Source organism: Streptomyces sp. NPDC001157, assembly GCF_053598255.1.
In genome coordinates this window covers 1-14,812 of sequence record NZ_JBSFJW010000004.1, presented here as the reverse complement: position 1 = coordinate 14,812, position 14,812 = coordinate 1, and the positions used below count along the sequence as shown (strand labels likewise).

The following is a 14,812-nucleotide window of genomic DNA, read 5'->3' as shown; positions in this document are numbered from 1 at the left end:
GTAACTCGGGGGACTACTCAGTGGGGCATGGAGTGCCGGAACTCGTACTGGAATTGAATGGACGTACCTGGACGCTCGACCCGTCCAGGCCGTACACCCTCGGACGTGATCCGCAGGGGGACATCGTGCTCGACGACGCCAGAGTGTCCTGGCGTCACGCCACGATCAGCTGGGGCGGCCGCAGTTGGGTCATCGAGGACCAGGGCTCCACCAACGGCACGTTCGTGCAGGGGCAGCGGATCCATCACATGGAGATCGGGCCCGGCTCCGCGGTGCACCTCGGCAACGCGACCGACGGCCCGCTGGTCCACGTCACCGGCGCGGCGGCCGCCGTCGCCCAGCCCCAGCAGCAGCCGTACGCCGCCCAGGGCGCGGGCCCCGGCTGGGCTCAGCAGACACCGCAGCAGCAGGCACCGCCGCAGCAACAGGCCCCGCAGCCAGGCTGGCAGCAGCCGCAGCAGGCCGCCGCACCGATTCCGCAGCAACAGGGCCCCGGTGCCGGCGCGGGAGCGCCGCCGGTCTACGGCGACCGCAGCCCGACCACGTTCCACCAGTTCTCCATCGGCCGCATCATGCGCATCGGCCGTGCCCTGGAGAACGAGCTGGTGGTCTCCGACCTCCAGGTCTCCCGCCACCATGCCGAGTTCCACGCGACGCCCGACGGCCGCTTCGAGATCCGCGACCTGGGCTCGCACAACGGCACCTATGTCAACGGCCAGCTGATCGCCAAGGGCGGCTCGGCGCTGCTCGGCCCGAACGACATCGTGGGCGTCGGCCACTCCACGTTCCGCCTGGTCGGCGACCGCCTGGAGGAGTTCGTCGACACCGGTGAGGTGTCCTTCTCGGCCCGGCATCTGACCGTCACGGTCGACGGCGGCAAGCAGATCCTCAAGGACGTCTCCTTCGGCGTCCCGGAGAAGTCCCTGATCGCGGTCATCGGCCCGTCCGGCTCGGGCAAGTCGACCCTGCTCAAGGCGCTCACCGGCTACCGCCCGGCCAACCAGGGCGACGTCCTCTACGACAACCGCAACCTGTACAAGCAGTTCGCCGAGCTGCGCCAGCGCATCGGTCTGGTCCCGCAGGACGACATCCTGCACAAGGAACTGACGGTCAAGAAGGCCCTCAAGTACGCGGCCAAGCTGCGCTTCCCCGCCGACACCACGGCTCAGGAGCGCGAGAACCGCATAGACGAGGTGCTGCGCGAGCTGAAGCTGGACATCCACAAGGAGAAGAAGGTCACCTCCCTCTCCGGCGGCCAGCGCAAGCGCGTCTCGGTGGCCCTGGAGCTGCTCACCAAGCCGTCCCTGATCTTCCTGGACGAGCCGACCTCCGGCCTCGACCCGGGCATGGACCGCGACGTCATGCAGCTGCTGCGCGGCCTCGCCGACGACGGCCGTACGGTCCTGGTCGTCACCCACTCCGTGGCCGAGCTGGCGCTGTGCGACAAGCTCCTGGTGATGGCACCGGGCGGCGCGGTCGCCTACTTCGGCCCGCCCGAGGAGGCCCTGAACTTCTTCGGCTACGACACCTGGGCCGACGTCTTCTCCGCCTTCGAGAACTACCGCGACTACGACTGGGCGGGACGCTGGAAGGGCTCGCAGCACTACCAGATGTACGCCGCGGACATCGACGCCGTTGCACCACAGTCCGTACAGATGCCTCCGATGCAGGCGATGAAGCCGCCGAAGCCACAGGGCTGGATGAGCCAGTTCGGCACCCTGGTGCGCCGTTATGTCTCGGTCATCGCCTCCGACAAGGGATTCCTCGCCCTGACGGTGATCCTGCCGCTCGTCCTCGGCTCGGTGAGCCTGCTCATCGACTCGGGCAAGGACCTGCTGGTCAACACGGAGATCAACCCGACGACCCAGCAGCCCGTCCCGAACGGCACGGCCACCACCGTGCTGCTGATCCTCGCGGTCGGTGCCTGCTTCGCCGGTGCCGCGAACTCCGTCCGTGAGCTGATCAAGGAACGGGTCATCTACGAGCGGGAGCGCGCGACCGGCCTGTCCCGCTCCGCGTACCTGATGTCGAAGGTCTTCGTGCTCGGGTTCATCACGGTGCTGCAGGGCCTGATGGTCGGCATGATCGGCTTCGCCAGCCGCAAGATCCCGACGGAGGGCCTGGTCCTCAAGAATCTCCCGCTGCTCGAGCTCACCATCCCGATCATGGCTCTGGGCTTCACCTCGATGATGTTCGGCCTGATCATCTCCGCGTTGGTGAAGACGTCCGAGAAGACCATGCCGCTGCTGGTCATGTTCGCGATCGTCCAGGTCGTCTTCACCGGCTGCCTCTTCGCCCTGAACGGTGCGATCGGCGTCAACCAGTTCTCGTACCTGATGCCCTCGCGCTGGGCCGTCGCCGCCGCGGGCACCACGCTCGACTTCAACAGGATCAGCCCGCCCGGCAAGGGCAAGCCCAACGACCCGCTCTGGGAGCACACCGTGGGCGCCTGGAGCATGGACATGATCGCCCTGATCGCGCTCGGTGTGATCTGCGCGTTCTTCGTGGCCCGCTTCCTGCGCCGCCACGAGCCGGAGGTCATGCGCAAGTAGTCGCGGTCCTACGACGCTCTCGTACGGGCGTCCTTGTACGACGTCCCTGGTACGGCGCGAAGGGCGGCACCCGTCAGTGGGTGCCGCCCTTCGGCGTTCACGTGGAGAGGTCCGCGCCGACCTCAGTACGCGCTGTTGACGTTGTCGATCGAGCCGTACTTGTCGGCCGCGTAGTTGGCGGCGGCGGTGATGTTGGCGACCGGGTCGTAGATGTTCCAGGACGTGCCGTTCACGTGGTACGCGTTGAAGGTCGGCGGGATGACCTGCAGCAGGCCCTTCGACGGGATGCCGTTGATGGCGTTGATGTCCCAGTCGTTGATGGCGTTCGGGTTGCCCGAGGACTCCCGCATGATGTTGCGGTACAGGCCGTTGTAGCTGCCCGGTATGCCCTTGGCCTGCATGATGTCGAGCGCGTTCCTGATCCAGCCGTCGAGGTTGTTCGCGTAGGTCTTGGCGACCGGCTTGATCGCGGCACGGTGGGCGGACCGGCTCGCGGCCTCCTTCGCCTTGCGCGCGGCCTCGGCCTTCCTGGCCGCGGCCGCGGCGGCGGCCTTCTTCGCGGCGGCCTTCTTCGCGGCAGCCGCGGCGGCGGCCTTCTGCTTGGCCTTGGCCTCGGCCTTCGCCTTGATGGCCTCGGCCTTCAGGCTGGCACCGGCGAGCTGGTCGGTGACGCTGGCCTTGACGTCCTTGATCTGGCCGGTGCCGTACTCCACCTTGGCCGTCGAGACGGTGGCCTCGTTCGTGGTCGTCTCGGCGTTGCTGGGCACCGCGGAGAACGCGAGAGCGGCGGCACCGAGGGTGGCGACACCCGCCATCGCGACCTTCTGGTGACGGGTCAGCGAACGACTGAGACGGCGAATGTTGGTGTTCTTGAGCATGGCAGACGGACCTCTTCGAATAGCGCGGAGGTCGCTCTCTGTCAGGCGGGGGACACGGGTCCTTCCCGCACAAACGCCGCGGGGGGAACCCGCGGCGCTGAGCGACGACAGCCATTCTTAGCGGCCGCAAAATGTCGTGGCAAAGGTGTGACGTACGATCCCCGGTAGTGGATCGGGCAAGGGCAAAAACGGACAGACTGGACTGTTCGTCCCGCTCATGAGGGGAGGGTTGTCTCCTATCGCCCTTCGTACGTGATCTGCGCCCTATGCGCGGGCTCACATCGACGCCGCAACAGTCTCACCATGAGTTGCTAGAGCGATTCACTGTGTGAGGGTCCTCCTACGGGAGGATGAGGTGGACGTCCCCGAACTCGTGCCACAGGTAGAGCCCGCGCAGCGCCTCCTCGTAGCTGCGGTCGATCGCGGCCCGACCGGCGATCGCCTCCAGCATCAGCAGATGCGAGGCCTCCGGCTCGTGCAGCCCGGTCAGCAGCCCGTCCACCACCCGCACCCCGCGCTCCGGGGTGACCACGAGATCAGTCCACCCTTCACGCGCGCGTACGCGGCCGTCCGGCCCCGCCGCCGACTCCACGGCCCGCACGGCCGTCGTCCCGACCGCGACGACCCGTCCGCCGCCCGCCCGCACGGCATTGATCAGCCGCGCCGACGCCGTCGGCACCGAGAACCGCTCCGGATACGGCGGCTCGTGCACCTCCGCCGAGGCCACCCCGGTGTGCAGGGTGACCGGTGCGAACTGCACACCCCGGCTCACCAGCTCCGCCACCAGTCGCGCCGTGAAGGGCCGCGCCGCACTCGGCATCTCCGCACTGCCCGTCCCGTCGGCGGACGGCAGCGCGAACACCGTCTGGTATGCGGACAGCGGCTGGTCCCGCTCCGTATAGGGGTAGCGAATGGGCCGCCCGTGCTCCCGCAGCATCTCGAGGATCCCGGGCCCGGACACCCGCGCCCACCACAACCGGTCGCCGCGCGCGCTCAGCGGCTCCTCCAGGGCCAGTCGTCCGCCCCCGGGCAGCCGCACCTCCAGACCCGCGGGCCCGCCCGCACGCGCGCGCGTGGTGCCCTTCCCGTCCGGATCCCGCAGCTCGACCGCCCACCGCCCGTCGTCCCCGCGCGCGGAGAAGTGCACCACCACGCGCGCGTGCCCGGCCCGCCCGTCCACGGCGGCGGCCAGCGTGGGAGAGGTGTTCACGACGAGCAGATCCCCGGCCCGCAGCAGCCGCGGCAGCTCGGCGAACGCATGGTGCGACACCTCGGTCCCATGCGACACGAGCAGCCGTACGGCATCCCGGCCGAGCCCGGCCCCGCGCTGCTCGACCGGGATCCGGGCCGACAGTTCCTCGGGCACGTGCACCGCCACCGTCATCGCTGCCCCTCCAGCAGCGCCGGAGCCGCATACCGGCCGGATACCGGCCGCTCGTCCAGCAGCCGCAGGAACGCCGGCACCACACTCGCCGGTGCCGGCCGTGGATCGCCGTCGTCAGGTACGGCCGCCGCATACAGGTCCGTGGCCATGTCCCCGGGGTCGACCGCCCAGACCCGCACCCCGGGCTCCTCCTCGCCGAGCACCGCCGCGAGATGGTCGAGGGCCGCCTTGGAGGCGCCGTACCCGCCCCACGTCTCGTAGGCCTCGGCGGCCGCGTCCGAACTGACTGCGATCACCGAGCCGGCCTCGGAGGCCCGCAGCAGCGGCAGCGCCTCCTGGACCAGGGCCAGCGCGGCCACCACGTTCACCTCAAGCGCCCGCCTGAACCCCTCCAGGGGCAGCTGCTCCAGCCGTACGAGCGGCTCGGCGCCCAGCGCGCTGGCGTTGCTCACCAGCAGGTCGATGCCCCCCAGCTTCCCCGCGGCCGCCACCAGCTCCGCCCGGTGACCGGCGTCCGTGACATCCCCCGGCACGGCGCTCACCCGCGTGCCGTACGCGGACACCGCCCCCGCCGCCTCCGCGAGAACCCCCTCCGTCCTTGCGTCGAGCACCAGATCCCAGCCGCGTGCGGCCAATGCCTCGGCCAGCGCCCTCCCCAGCCCCTTCGAAGCCCCCGTGATGATCGCTACCGGCATGACACGTCCCCTCGTCTCGCCCGCCCGTCGATCGGCGGTGACCTCAACGTAGGAACCGAGCAGCCCGCCCCGCCTCGGACGCGGGCCCCAACGAGCCGGGGTCCTTCGGACTAAGCCGCCCGTCCGGGGCCCCGGTCCTAGTCCGCCCGGCCTAGGCCCACCGGCGCAGGCCGCGCCGTCACAGGTCCGATCCGCGTTGTCACACCCCGCCGGTACCTTGAGGGCATGAGTCACGGCCCCCGGTCCGGCCTCACCGCGGTGAGTTCCGCGCTGCTGGCCATGAGCAGGCATCTCGAGGTGCGCGACGTCCTCAAGACGATCGTCGCCTCGGCCCGCGAGCTGCTCGACGCGCAGTACGCCGCCCTCGGCGTCCCGGACGACCACGGCGGCTTCGCCCAGTTCGTGGTCGACGGTGTGAGCGAGGCACAGTGGAAGGCCATCGGCCCGCTCCCGCGCCAGCACGGCATCCTCGCCGCGATGCTGCAGGAAGCGAAGATCGAGCGCCTCGCCGACGTCCGCAAGGACCCCCGCTTCGAGGGCTGGCCTTCGGCCCACCCCGACATGTCCGACTTCCTGGGCCTGCCGATCAGGGACGGCGACGAGGTCATCGGCGCCCTGTTCCTGGCCAATAAGAACTGCCCGAAGCCGGAAGGCAGCTGCGGCTTCACCGAGGAGGACGAGGACCTGCTCGCCATCCTCGCCCAGCACGCCGCGATCGCCCTCACCAACGCCCGCCTGTACGAGCGCAGCCGCGAGCTGACCATCGCCGAGGAGCGCTCCCGCCTCGCCCACGAGCTGCACGACGCGGTCAGCCAGAAGCTCTTCTCCCTGCGCCTGACCGCACAGGCCGCCGCCGCTCTCGTCGACCGCGACCCCTCCCGTGCCAAGGGCGAGCTGCAGCAGGTGGCCGCGCTCGCCGCCGAGGCCGCCGACGAACTGCGCGCCGCCGTCGTGGAGCTGCGCCCCGCAGCCCTCGACGAGGACGGACTGGTCGCCACCCTGCGCACCCAGATCCAGGTCCTCGACCGCGCCCACACCGCGCGTGTGACCTTCGACAGCAGTGGTGTGCGCGCCCTGCCCGCCGCCCAGGAGGAGGCCGTCCTGCGCGTCGCCCAGGAGGCCCTGCACAACGCCCTGCGGCACTCCGGGGCGCAGCACGTGGACGTGACCCTGGCCCGGCGCGAGGGCGGAACGGTCCTGCGCGTCACGGACGACGGCAGCGGCTTCGACCCGAAGTCGATACGCCGTGCGGGACGCCACCTGGGCCTGGTGTCCATGCGTGACCGCGCAAGCGGGGTCGGCGGCGTGCTGACCGTCGAATCGGCGCCCGGCAAGGGCACCACGATCGAGATGGAGGTCCCCGGTGGCTGACGCAATCAAGGTGCTGCTCGTCGACGACCACCAGGTGGTCCGCCGCGGCCTGCGCACGTTCCTCGAGGTGCAGGACGACATCGAGGTCGTGGGTGAGGCTGCCGACGGCGCCGAAGGAGTCGCCCGCGCCGAGGAACTGCAGCCCGACGTCGTGCTGATGGACGTCAAGATGCCCGGCATGGACGGCGTCGACGCCCTGCGCAAGCTCCGCGAGCTGAACAACCCCGCGCGCGTGCTGATCGTCACCAGCTTCACCGAACAGCGCACGGTGGTCCCGGCCCTGCGCGCGGGCGCCGCCGGATACGTCTACAAGGACGTGGACCCGGATGCCCTGGCCGGCGCCATCCGTTCGGTGCACGCCGGGCACATCCTGCTCCAGCCCGAGGTCGCGGGCGCCCTGCTGTCCCAGGAGGAGGCCAACTCGGGCCAGGGAAGAGGCGGTTCACTCACGGAACGGGAGCGCGAGGTGCTGGGCCTGATAGCGGACGGCCGCTCGAACCGCGAGATCGCCCGCGCCCTCGTCCTGTCCGAGAAGACCGTGAAGACCCACGTCTCGAACATCCTGATGAAGCTCGATCTGGCGGACCGCACCCAGGCGGCGCTGTGGGCCGTACGCCACGGTGTGACCGGTTGAAACAGGCCGCGCGCGGGGACGCCGCGGCAATACGGAGGGTTCCGTTCCGGACTGAGATTCATACCGTCGTGGGAATGTCCCCCACATGGCGCATCCTCCGTGGATCTCCGCCGTTCTTCAGTGCGTGCTGCGGCGATTGCCGTAGCAACCGCTAGGGAGGGCTTGGAAAGTGAAGAACCTGAAGAAGGCAGCGGCTGTGACGATGGTGGCCGGCGGTCTGCTCGCCGCCGGAGCCGGAATGGCCTCCGCCACCACCGGCGGTGCGCACGCCGACGGGACGGCCGTGGGCTCGCCCGGCATCGTCTCGGGCAACGTGGTCCAGGCCCCGGTGCACGTCCCGGTGAACGTCTCGGGCAACAGCGTGAACGTCGTCGGCGTGCTGAACCCCGCCTTCGGCAACCTGGCCGTCAACCACTGACGCAGGCCACACCGCATGCAGTGACTCCGGCCTCCCGGGCATCCCGGGAGGCCGGTCAGTTTTTTGAGGACGGTCGCCTTACGGCACTTTGAGGGCATTCGCTCTTTTGAGAGCAGTCGTTCTACGGCTCCGGTCGGCACTCTCAGCCCGTCCGGCGTTTGAGGACGAGGCCGTTCAGGCCGACAAAGGGGGTCTGGGGGCAAAGCCCCCAGGGACGACCACACAACCGCCGACCACACAGAACCCGGCGCTCACCGCACCCCCCGCTCCCGCTCCTCCACAACGGAGTTGTACGCGGCGACCTGCGCCCGCCGAGCCGTCCGCTCCACCGGCCGCAGAGCCTGAGCCCGCGCCCCCATCTCCCCGGCGCTCACCGCACCCCCGTGCCCGTTGCCATGAGCAAGGGAAATCAGCAGCCCCACCCGCTGCGCCAGCTCCAGCACCCGCACCGCCCGTGGCGGATACCCCGGAGCCAGCACCTCCCGCCCCCGCTCCGCCCGCGCCCGGTACGCATCGATCGCCGCCTCCGCCACCGGCCCCGACCCGGCGACGTCCAACTGCGACAGCACCTCCGTCGCCTCCCGCAACGCCTCCGCCAGCTCCCGCTCGGCCTCACCCAGCGAGGGCACATCGGCCGGCGGAGCCTCCCGCACCGGCAGACAGTGCCACACGACCTCCACGTGCACATCGCCGTCGGGCCCGGCCTCGTACACCTCGGGAACCAGCCCGAGCGCGGCGCCGTAACAGATGACCGCCTCCTCGGCGTCCATCGCCCGCGCATTGAACTCCGGCGGCCCGCTCAGCCCCAGCGGATGCCCCGGCGCGGGCAGCGCGACCCGCAGCCCCGTGACGCCGAGCGCCCGCAGCCGGCCCAGCGCCAGCGTGAGCCCGACGGGCGCCGACTCGCCGGGCAGCCCCTCCATGCGATGCACGGCATCGTCCCCGACGATCGCCAGCACGGCGTCGTCCGGCGAGACAAGTCCGGCCAAAAGGGCGTTTCCCCAAGCGGCAAAGCGTCCTGAACGCGGTTCCGAGAACATGCCCCCACCCTAAGGACCGGACCGATGGAATGGGCCGGGCGGCCGGTGGCGTAGATTTCATCGAAGGCTGCGCCCGAAGGCGCGCACGCGACAGCCGAGACGCCGAGACCGGTCACACTGCAAGGGGAGACAACGCGCTCATGAGCGATGTTCTGGAGCTTCAGGACGTATCCGTGGTCCGTGAGGGCCGGGCTCTGGTGGACCAGGTCTCCTGGTCGGTGAAGGAAGGCGAGCGCTGGGTCATCCTCGGCCCCAACGGCGCGGGCAAGACGACCCTTCTGAACGTCGCCTCCAGCTACCTCTTCCCCAGCAGCGGCACCGCGAGCATCCTCGGCGAGACCCTCGGCAAGGTCGACGTCTTCGAACTGCGCCCCCGCATCGGCATGGCCGGCATCGCCATGGCCGACAAGCTCCCCAAGCGCCAGACCGTCCTGCAGACCGTGCTGACCGCCGCGTACGGCATGACCGCCGGCTGGCACGAGGACTACGAGGACATCGACGAGCAGCGCGCCCGCGCCTTCCTCGACCGCCTCGGCATGACCGAGTACGTGGACCGCAAGTTCGGCACCCTCTCCGAGGGCGAGCGCAAGCGCACCCTCATCGCCCGCGCCCTGATGACCGACCCCGAGCTCCTCCTCCTCGACGAGCCCGCCGCCGGCCTCGACCTCGGCGGCCGCGAGGACCTGGTCCGCCGCCTCGGCCGCCTCGCCCGCGATCCGATCGCCCCCTCGATGATCATGGTCACCCACCACGTCGAGGAGATCGCCCCCGGTTTCACCCACGTCCTGATGATCCGCCAGGGCAAGGTCCTCGCCGCCGGCCCGCTGGAACTCGAGCTCACCTCCCGCAACCTCTCCCTCTGCTTCGGCCTCCCGCTCGTCGTCGAACAGGTCGGCGACCGCTGGACCGCCCAGGGCCTGCCGCTGTCCTGACCGTGTGAAGCCCGCGCGAAAACACGGGTAAGAAGCCCGTCCAGCCACATCGCGCCCTGTCCGAGGCGGGACCCGCGGTCCTACCATGACCATGTGAACGACATCGACGCATGGGTGTGGTGGCTCGTCGGCGCGGCTGCGCTCGGAATCCCGCTCGTGGTGACCGCGATGCCGGAGTTCGGCATGCTCGCAGTGGGCGCCGTCGCCGCCGCCGTGATGGCAGGGGTGGGCTTCGGTGCCGTGGCCCAGGTGCTCGCCTTCGTCGTCGTCTCGGTCGCCCTCATCGCCGTCGTACGCCCCATCGCGGTCCGGCACAGCGCGCAACGCCCCCAACTCGCCACTGGAGTCGAGGCGTTGAAGGGCAAGCAGGCCGTCGTGCTCGAACGCGTCGACGGCTCCGGAGGCCGCATCAAGCTGGCCGGCGAGGTCTGGTCGGCGCGCTCGCTCGACGCCGACAGCGCCTACGAAGTGGGGCAGGAAGTGGATGTCGTGGAGATCGAAGGGGCCACCGCGATCGTCATCTGACCTCGTAGGACTCAACTGAAGCGAACAGCCCACGAGTTGTGCGACGGTCTGTCAGACTCGACCAGCAAGATCTTCAACAACCATAAGATCTTCCGAAAGCGCCGAGGCGGAGAAGGGTACGGGGAACGACGATGGAACCGGTCATCATCGTCCTGATCATTCTGGTGGTGTTGGTCTTCATCGCCCTGATCAGGACAATCCAAGTCATCCCACAGGCCAGCGCCGCCATCGTGGAGCGCTTCGGCCGCTACACGCGGACACTCAACGCGGGCCTCAACATCGTGGTCCCGTTCATCGACACCATCCGCAACCGCATCGACCTCCGCGAGCAGGTCGTGCCCTTCCCGCCGCAACCGGTGATCACCCAGGACAACCTGGTCGTCAACATCGACACGGTCATCTATTACCAGGTGACCGACGCCCGGGCCGCGACCTACGAAGTCGCCAGCTACATCCAGGCGATCGAGCAGCTCACCGTCACCACGCTGCGCAACATCATCGGTGGCATGGACCTCGAGCGGACCCTGACCTCCCGCGAGGAGATCAACGCGGCCCTGCGCGGCGTCCTGGACGAGGCCACCGGCAAGTGGGGCATCCGCGTCAACCGCGTCGAGCTCAAGGCCATCGAACCGCCCACCTCCATCCAGGACTCGATGGAGAAGCAGATGCGCGCCGACCGTGACAAGCGCGCCGCGATCCTCACTGCCGAAGGTACGCGCCAGGCCGCCATCCTCACCGCCGAAGGTGAGAAGCAGTCCCAGATCCTGCGCGCCGAGGGTGAGGCCAAGGCCGCCGCCCTGCGCGCCGAGGGCGAAGCCCAGGCGATCCGCACGGTCTTCGAGTCCATCCACGCCGGCGACCCCGACCAGAAGCTCCTCAGCTACCAGTACCTCCAGATGCTCCCGAAGATCGCCGAGGGCGACGCCAACAAGCTCTGGATCGTCCCCAGCGAAATCGGCGACGCCCTCAAGGGCCTCTCCGGTGCCATGGGCAACTTCGGCCCGTTCGGCGGCAACTCAGGCGGCGGAGGCTCGGAGAAGGCCCCGGAACGCCGGGAGAAGCCGTCGATCGACTGACGGCTCCTGTACGACACTGGGGCTCACCTCCCGACGGAGGTGAGCCCCAGTTGTGCGTATGGCCTAGGCGGCAGGCTGGGCCAGCCAGTCCGGAAGCGCCTCGAACTCCTCGCTACCCAGCGTCAAAAGCATCGCATCCTGAGGCGTCGGCTCGAACGGCTGCCGCAGCAACGGCATACCCGCCTGCTCCGGAGTCCGGTCCGCCTTGCGGTGGTTGTCCTCCGCGCACGAGGCCACCGTGTTCAGCCACGAGTCCTGACCGCCCTGTGCGCGAGGCACAACATGGTCCACGGTGGTCGCCCGCCGACCGCAGTACGCGCACCGGTGCCGGTCCCTGATCAGCACACCCCGCCTCGACCACGGAGCTTGTCTTCGGAACGGCACCCTTACGTACCTGCACAGCCGGATCACCCGGGGCGCGGGTATGTCGACCGCGGCTCCACGCATGCGCAGTTCGGGGTGGGCCTGCTCGACGACGGCCTTGTCCTGCAGCACCAGAACGACGGCTCGATTCAATGTCACCGTCGACAGCGGCTCAAAGCTCGCGTTCAGCACCAGCGTGTCCCGCATCCAGCCCACCTCCTATGCGCACCGGCCCACCCCCTGGCGGGCTTGGATCAACTCTGGCCGGGCACGCCGAGATGGACAACGCAATAAAAACTGCCCGCCCCTGATCAATTCCAAGACCAGAGGCGGGCAAACGTTCCATGAACGTCAGTCTTCGGCGGGCACCTCGTACTCACCGATCAGCTGGGCACGCGCGATCGCGTGGAACCGCAGATTGAAACCGACGACTGCGGGAGAGACATCGGAATCCGGGCCCAACTTCTCCTGGTCCACGGCGTACACCGTGAACACATACCGGTGCGGCCCGTCACCGGGCGGCGGAGCAGCTCCGCCGAAGTCCTTGCTCCCGTAGTCGTTGCGCACCTGCACAGCACCCTCGGGCAGCCCCTCGAACTTGCCGCTGCCCGCACCGGCCGGCAGCTCGGTCACCGAGGCCGGAATGTCGAACACCGTCCAGTGCCAGAACCCGCTCCCCGTCGGAGCGTCAGGGTCGTAGCAGGTCACGGCGAAGCTCTTGGTCTCAGCCGGGAAACCCTCCCACCGCAGCTGCGGCGAGGTGTTGCCGGCCGCGTAGACCTGAGCGTCCTTGAGCGTGGCGCCCTCCTCGACGTCCTCACTCGTCACCGTGAACGACGGCACGGGCGGATGGAAGTCATGGGGGAGCGGCCGCCGCTTGAGCTCGGTCACCTCGGTACCTCCTGATCGATGACGGAATCAGCAGTTCCGAGCCTAGAACCAGTTGCGCTTGCTGCCGACCTCGGACAGCCACTGGTTGAGGTACGCAGCCCAGTCGGTCCCATGGAAGTCGTGCAGACCCACCTGGAACGACCGGAACGTGTCACTGCCCTCGCTGAACAGACCGGGCTTCTTGTCCATCTCCAGGATGACGTCCATGGCGTGCTCGTCGGCCACAAAGCTCAACTCGACCTGGTTCAGCCCGCGGTACTGCGACGGCGGGAAGAACTCGATCTCCTGGTAGAACGGCAGCCTCTGCCGCGTACCCCGGATGTGCCCGCGCTCCATGTCCGCGCTCTTGAAGCGGAACCCGAGCTGGATGAACGCGTCCAGGATCGCCTTCTGCGCCGGCAGCGGGTGCACATTGATCGGGTCCAGGTCACCGGAGTCGATGGCCCGCGCGATCGCCAGCTCGGTCGTCACCCCGATGTTCATCCCGCGCAGCGCCTGCCCGTCGATCATCGTGATCGGTGTCTCCCACGGGATCTCGAGCCCGAACGGCACCGCGTGCACGGCCCCGGCCTGCAGCTCGAAGGCCCCACCGAGACTGACCTTGGTGAACTCGATGTTCTGCTTGTACTCCTCGTCGCCGCTCTCGACCTCGACCTTGGCCTGCAGCCCCACGGACAGGCCCTCGATGTCCTGGTTCACGGACCCGCCCTGGATCCGCACCTCACCCTGGACGACGCCGCCCGGAACGACGTTGACCTCGGTCAGCACCGTCTCGACCGAAGCCCCACCGGCCCCCAGGCTCGCGAGCAGCTTCTTGAACGCCATGTCTCTCCCTATACGTGTGGACCCTTGATCCCTACAAACGCGATCCGGGTACGGCCGGTTCCGCCCCACACCCTGGCAAGGAGAGGGAACCTTGACCACCCTTTGGCCTCCACCCGTCTGGACTAGGCTCGTACCCCATGATCGCGCCACCGGACCGTACGCCACTCCCCAGGGAGTTCTTCGACCGCCCCGTCCTGGAAGTCGCCCCCGACCTCCTGGGCCGCGTACTCGTGCGTACGACACCGGACGGTCCGATCGCTCTGCGCCTCACAGAGGTAGAGGCCTACGACGGCCCGAACGACCCCGGCTCCCACGCTTATCGCGGCCGCACGGCCCGAAACGGCGTGATGTTCGGTCCGCCCGGGCACGTATACGTCTACTTCACCTACGGCATGTGGTTCTGCATGAACCTGGTGTGCGGCCCCGAAGGGAAGGCGAGCGCGGTCCTGCTCCGGGCCGGCGAGATCATCGAGGGCGCCGAGCTCGCTCGTAAACGTCGACTCTCGGCCCGAAACGACAAGGAACTGGCCAAAGGGCCCGCACGCCTGGCCACAGCCCTGGACGTGGCCCGCGATCTTGACGGCACGGATGCCTGCACCCCTGGGGACACCCCCTTGCGGATCCTGACGGGCACCGCCGTCGCCCCCGACCAGGTACGCAACGGTCCGCGCACCGGCGTGGCAGGTGACGGGGGCGTGCACCCGTGGCGCTTCTGGATCGCCGACGACCCGACGGTGAGCCCTTATAGGGCCCATGTTCCGAGGCGCCGCTCAAGTTGACGCGTCCCTGGAAGGTGCGTAACGTAGCCCGAGCCGCTTGAACCGGGTACGGCAATCGCCAGCAGCCGGAAGCGGCCAAACCACTACCTACGATCGCCCCTCGGCGGGGTCGAATTCGGCGTGCCCGCATGCCTGATTTCGGACTCGCAGAACTCGATTATGAGTTTGTCACGGGAATCGGTTAACGTAGTGAATGTCGAAAGGCCCCGCCGGCAGGGAATCAGGCCCGAAAGGATCTGATAGAGTCGGAACCGCCGGAAAGGGAAACGCGAAAGCGGGAACCTGGAAAGCGCCGAGGAAATCGGATCGGGAAACGGTCTGATAGAGTCGGAAACGCAAGACCGAAGGGAAACTGCCCGGAGGAAAGCCCGAGAGGGTGAGTACAAAGGAAGCGTCCGTTCCTTGAGAACTCAACAGCGTGCCAAAAATCAACGCCAGATATGTTGATA

16 protein-coding genes are annotated in these 14,812 nt (G+C 68.8%); 8 read left to right on the top strand and 8 right to left on the bottom strand.

Going from position 1 to position 14,812, the window contains the following annotated elements; all coding sequences use genetic code 11:
- Window positions 1–32: 32 nt before the first annotated feature.
- Complete coding sequence (locus ACWDAG_RS08350) at window positions 33–2,552, top strand: FHA domain-containing protein (protein ID WP_450694818.1); 2,520 nt, start codon at window positions 33–35, stop codon at window positions 2,550–2,552.
- Window positions 2,553–2,674: 122 nt separating this feature from the next.
- Here ACWDAG_RS08350 and ACWDAG_RS08345 read toward each other — a convergent pair whose 3' ends face one another.
- The 3 genes from ACWDAG_RS08345 to ACWDAG_RS08335 all read right to left on the bottom strand — a co-directional run bounded on the left by ACWDAG_RS08345 (window position 2,675) and on the right by ACWDAG_RS08335 (window position 5,509).
- On the bottom strand, window positions 2,675–3,430 hold the full coding sequence (locus ACWDAG_RS08345) for a transglycosylase SLT domain-containing protein (protein WP_450694817.1): 756 nt from the start codon (window positions 3,428–3,430) through the stop codon (window positions 2,675–2,677).
- A gap of 340 nt (window positions 3,431–3,770) precedes the next feature.
- The gene (locus ACWDAG_RS08340) at window positions 3,771–4,814 is read right to left on the bottom strand and encodes an S-adenosylmethionine:tRNA ribosyltransferase-isomerase (RefSeq protein WP_450694816.1); all 1,044 of its coding nucleotides are present in this window, start codon (window positions 4,812–4,814) and stop codon (window positions 3,771–3,773) included.
- The gene (locus ACWDAG_RS08335) at window positions 4,811–5,509 is read right to left on the bottom strand and encodes an SDR family NAD(P)-dependent oxidoreductase (RefSeq protein WP_450694815.1); all 699 of its coding nucleotides are present in this window, start codon (window positions 5,507–5,509) and stop codon (window positions 4,811–4,813) included. The genes ACWDAG_RS08340 and ACWDAG_RS08335 overlap by 4 nt, the downstream gene beginning before the upstream one ends.
- Window positions 5,510–5,734: 225 nt before the next feature.
- Here ACWDAG_RS08335 and ACWDAG_RS08330 point away from each other — a divergent pair, with 225 nt between their 5' ends.
- From ACWDAG_RS08330 to ACWDAG_RS08320, 3 genes are all read left to right on the top strand, one after another.
- Window positions 5,735–6,880 (top strand): GAF domain-containing sensor histidine kinase, encoded by a 1,146-nt coding sequence (locus ACWDAG_RS08330; protein ID WP_450694814.1) that lies wholly within the window; start codon window positions 5,735–5,737, stop codon window positions 6,878–6,880.
- Complete coding sequence (locus ACWDAG_RS08325; RefSeq protein WP_344403680.1) at window positions 6,873–7,514, top strand: response regulator transcription factor; 642 nt, start codon at window positions 6,873–6,875, stop codon at window positions 7,512–7,514. Before ACWDAG_RS08330 ends, ACWDAG_RS08325 begins: the two co-directional genes overlap by 8 nt.
- A gap of 169 nt (window positions 7,515–7,683) precedes the next feature.
- A complete protein-coding gene (locus tag ACWDAG_RS08320; RefSeq protein WP_099927856.1) occupies window positions 7,684–7,932 on the top strand; it encodes a chaplin in 249 nt (82 codons plus the stop codon).
- Between the two features lie 251 nt (window positions 7,933–8,183).
- Here ACWDAG_RS08320 and ACWDAG_RS08315 read toward each other — a convergent pair whose 3' ends face one another.
- Window positions 8,184–8,972 carry a hypothetical protein gene (locus ACWDAG_RS08315; RefSeq protein ID WP_450694813.1) on the bottom strand — a complete coding sequence of 263 codons (789 nt, stop codon included), beginning with the start codon at window positions 8,970–8,972 and terminating at the stop codon, window positions 8,184–8,186.
- Window positions 8,973–9,112: 140 nt separating this feature from the next.
- Here ACWDAG_RS08315 and ACWDAG_RS08310 point away from each other — a divergent pair, with 140 nt between their 5' ends.
- From ACWDAG_RS08310 to ACWDAG_RS08300, 3 genes are all read left to right on the top strand, one after another.
- Window positions 9,113–9,904: an ABC transporter ATP-binding protein gene (locus tag ACWDAG_RS08310; protein ID WP_450694812.1), complete on the top strand. Its 792-nt coding sequence runs from the start codon at window positions 9,113–9,115 to the stop codon at window positions 9,902–9,904.
- 93 nt (window positions 9,905–9,997) lie between these two features.
- Complete coding sequence (locus tag ACWDAG_RS08305; RefSeq protein ID WP_450694811.1) at window positions 9,998–10,429, top strand: NfeD family protein; 432 nt, start codon at window positions 9,998–10,000, stop codon at window positions 10,427–10,429.
- Between the two features lie 131 nt (window positions 10,430–10,560).
- Window positions 10,561–11,505, top strand: a complete 945-nt coding sequence (locus ACWDAG_RS08300; protein WP_099927853.1) for an SPFH domain-containing protein — start codon at window positions 10,561–10,563, stop codon at window positions 11,503–11,505.
- Between the two features lie 63 nt (window positions 11,506–11,568).
- Here the strand turns inward: ACWDAG_RS08300 and ACWDAG_RS08295 are convergent, their stop codons facing one another.
- The 3 genes from ACWDAG_RS08295 to ACWDAG_RS08285 all read right to left on the bottom strand — a co-directional run bounded on the left by ACWDAG_RS08295 (window position 11,569) and on the right by ACWDAG_RS08285 (window position 13,584).
- Entirely contained in the window at window positions 11,569–12,075 is a 507-nt protein-coding gene (locus ACWDAG_RS08295; RefSeq protein ID WP_450694810.1) for an HNH endonuclease, read from the bottom strand.
- A 144-nt stretch (window positions 12,076–12,219) separates the two neighbouring features.
- Window positions 12,220–12,759 carry a YbhB/YbcL family Raf kinase inhibitor-like protein gene (locus tag ACWDAG_RS08290; RefSeq protein ID WP_450694809.1) on the bottom strand — a complete coding sequence of 180 codons (540 nt, stop codon included), beginning with the start codon at window positions 12,757–12,759 and terminating at the stop codon, window positions 12,220–12,222.
- Between the two features lie 42 nt (window positions 12,760–12,801).
- On the bottom strand, window positions 12,802–13,584 hold the full coding sequence (locus ACWDAG_RS08285) for a sporulation protein (protein ID WP_450694808.1): 783 nt from the start codon (window positions 13,582–13,584) through the stop codon (window positions 12,802–12,804).
- 137 nt (window positions 13,585–13,721) lie between these two features.
- Here ACWDAG_RS08285 and ACWDAG_RS08280 point away from each other — a divergent pair, with 137 nt between their 5' ends.
- The gene (locus ACWDAG_RS08280; RefSeq protein ID WP_450694807.1) at window positions 13,722–14,363 is read left to right on the top strand and encodes a DNA-3-methyladenine glycosylase; all 642 of its coding nucleotides are present in this window, start codon (window positions 13,722–13,724) and stop codon (window positions 14,361–14,363) included.
- A 168-nt stretch (window positions 14,364–14,531) separates the two neighbouring features.
- Here ACWDAG_RS08280 and ACWDAG_RS08275 read toward each other — a convergent pair.
- Window positions 14,532–14,812, bottom strand: a 281-nt coding sequence (locus tag ACWDAG_RS08275; RefSeq protein ID WP_450694806.1) for a hypothetical protein, incomplete at its 5' end; no start/stop codon positions are given.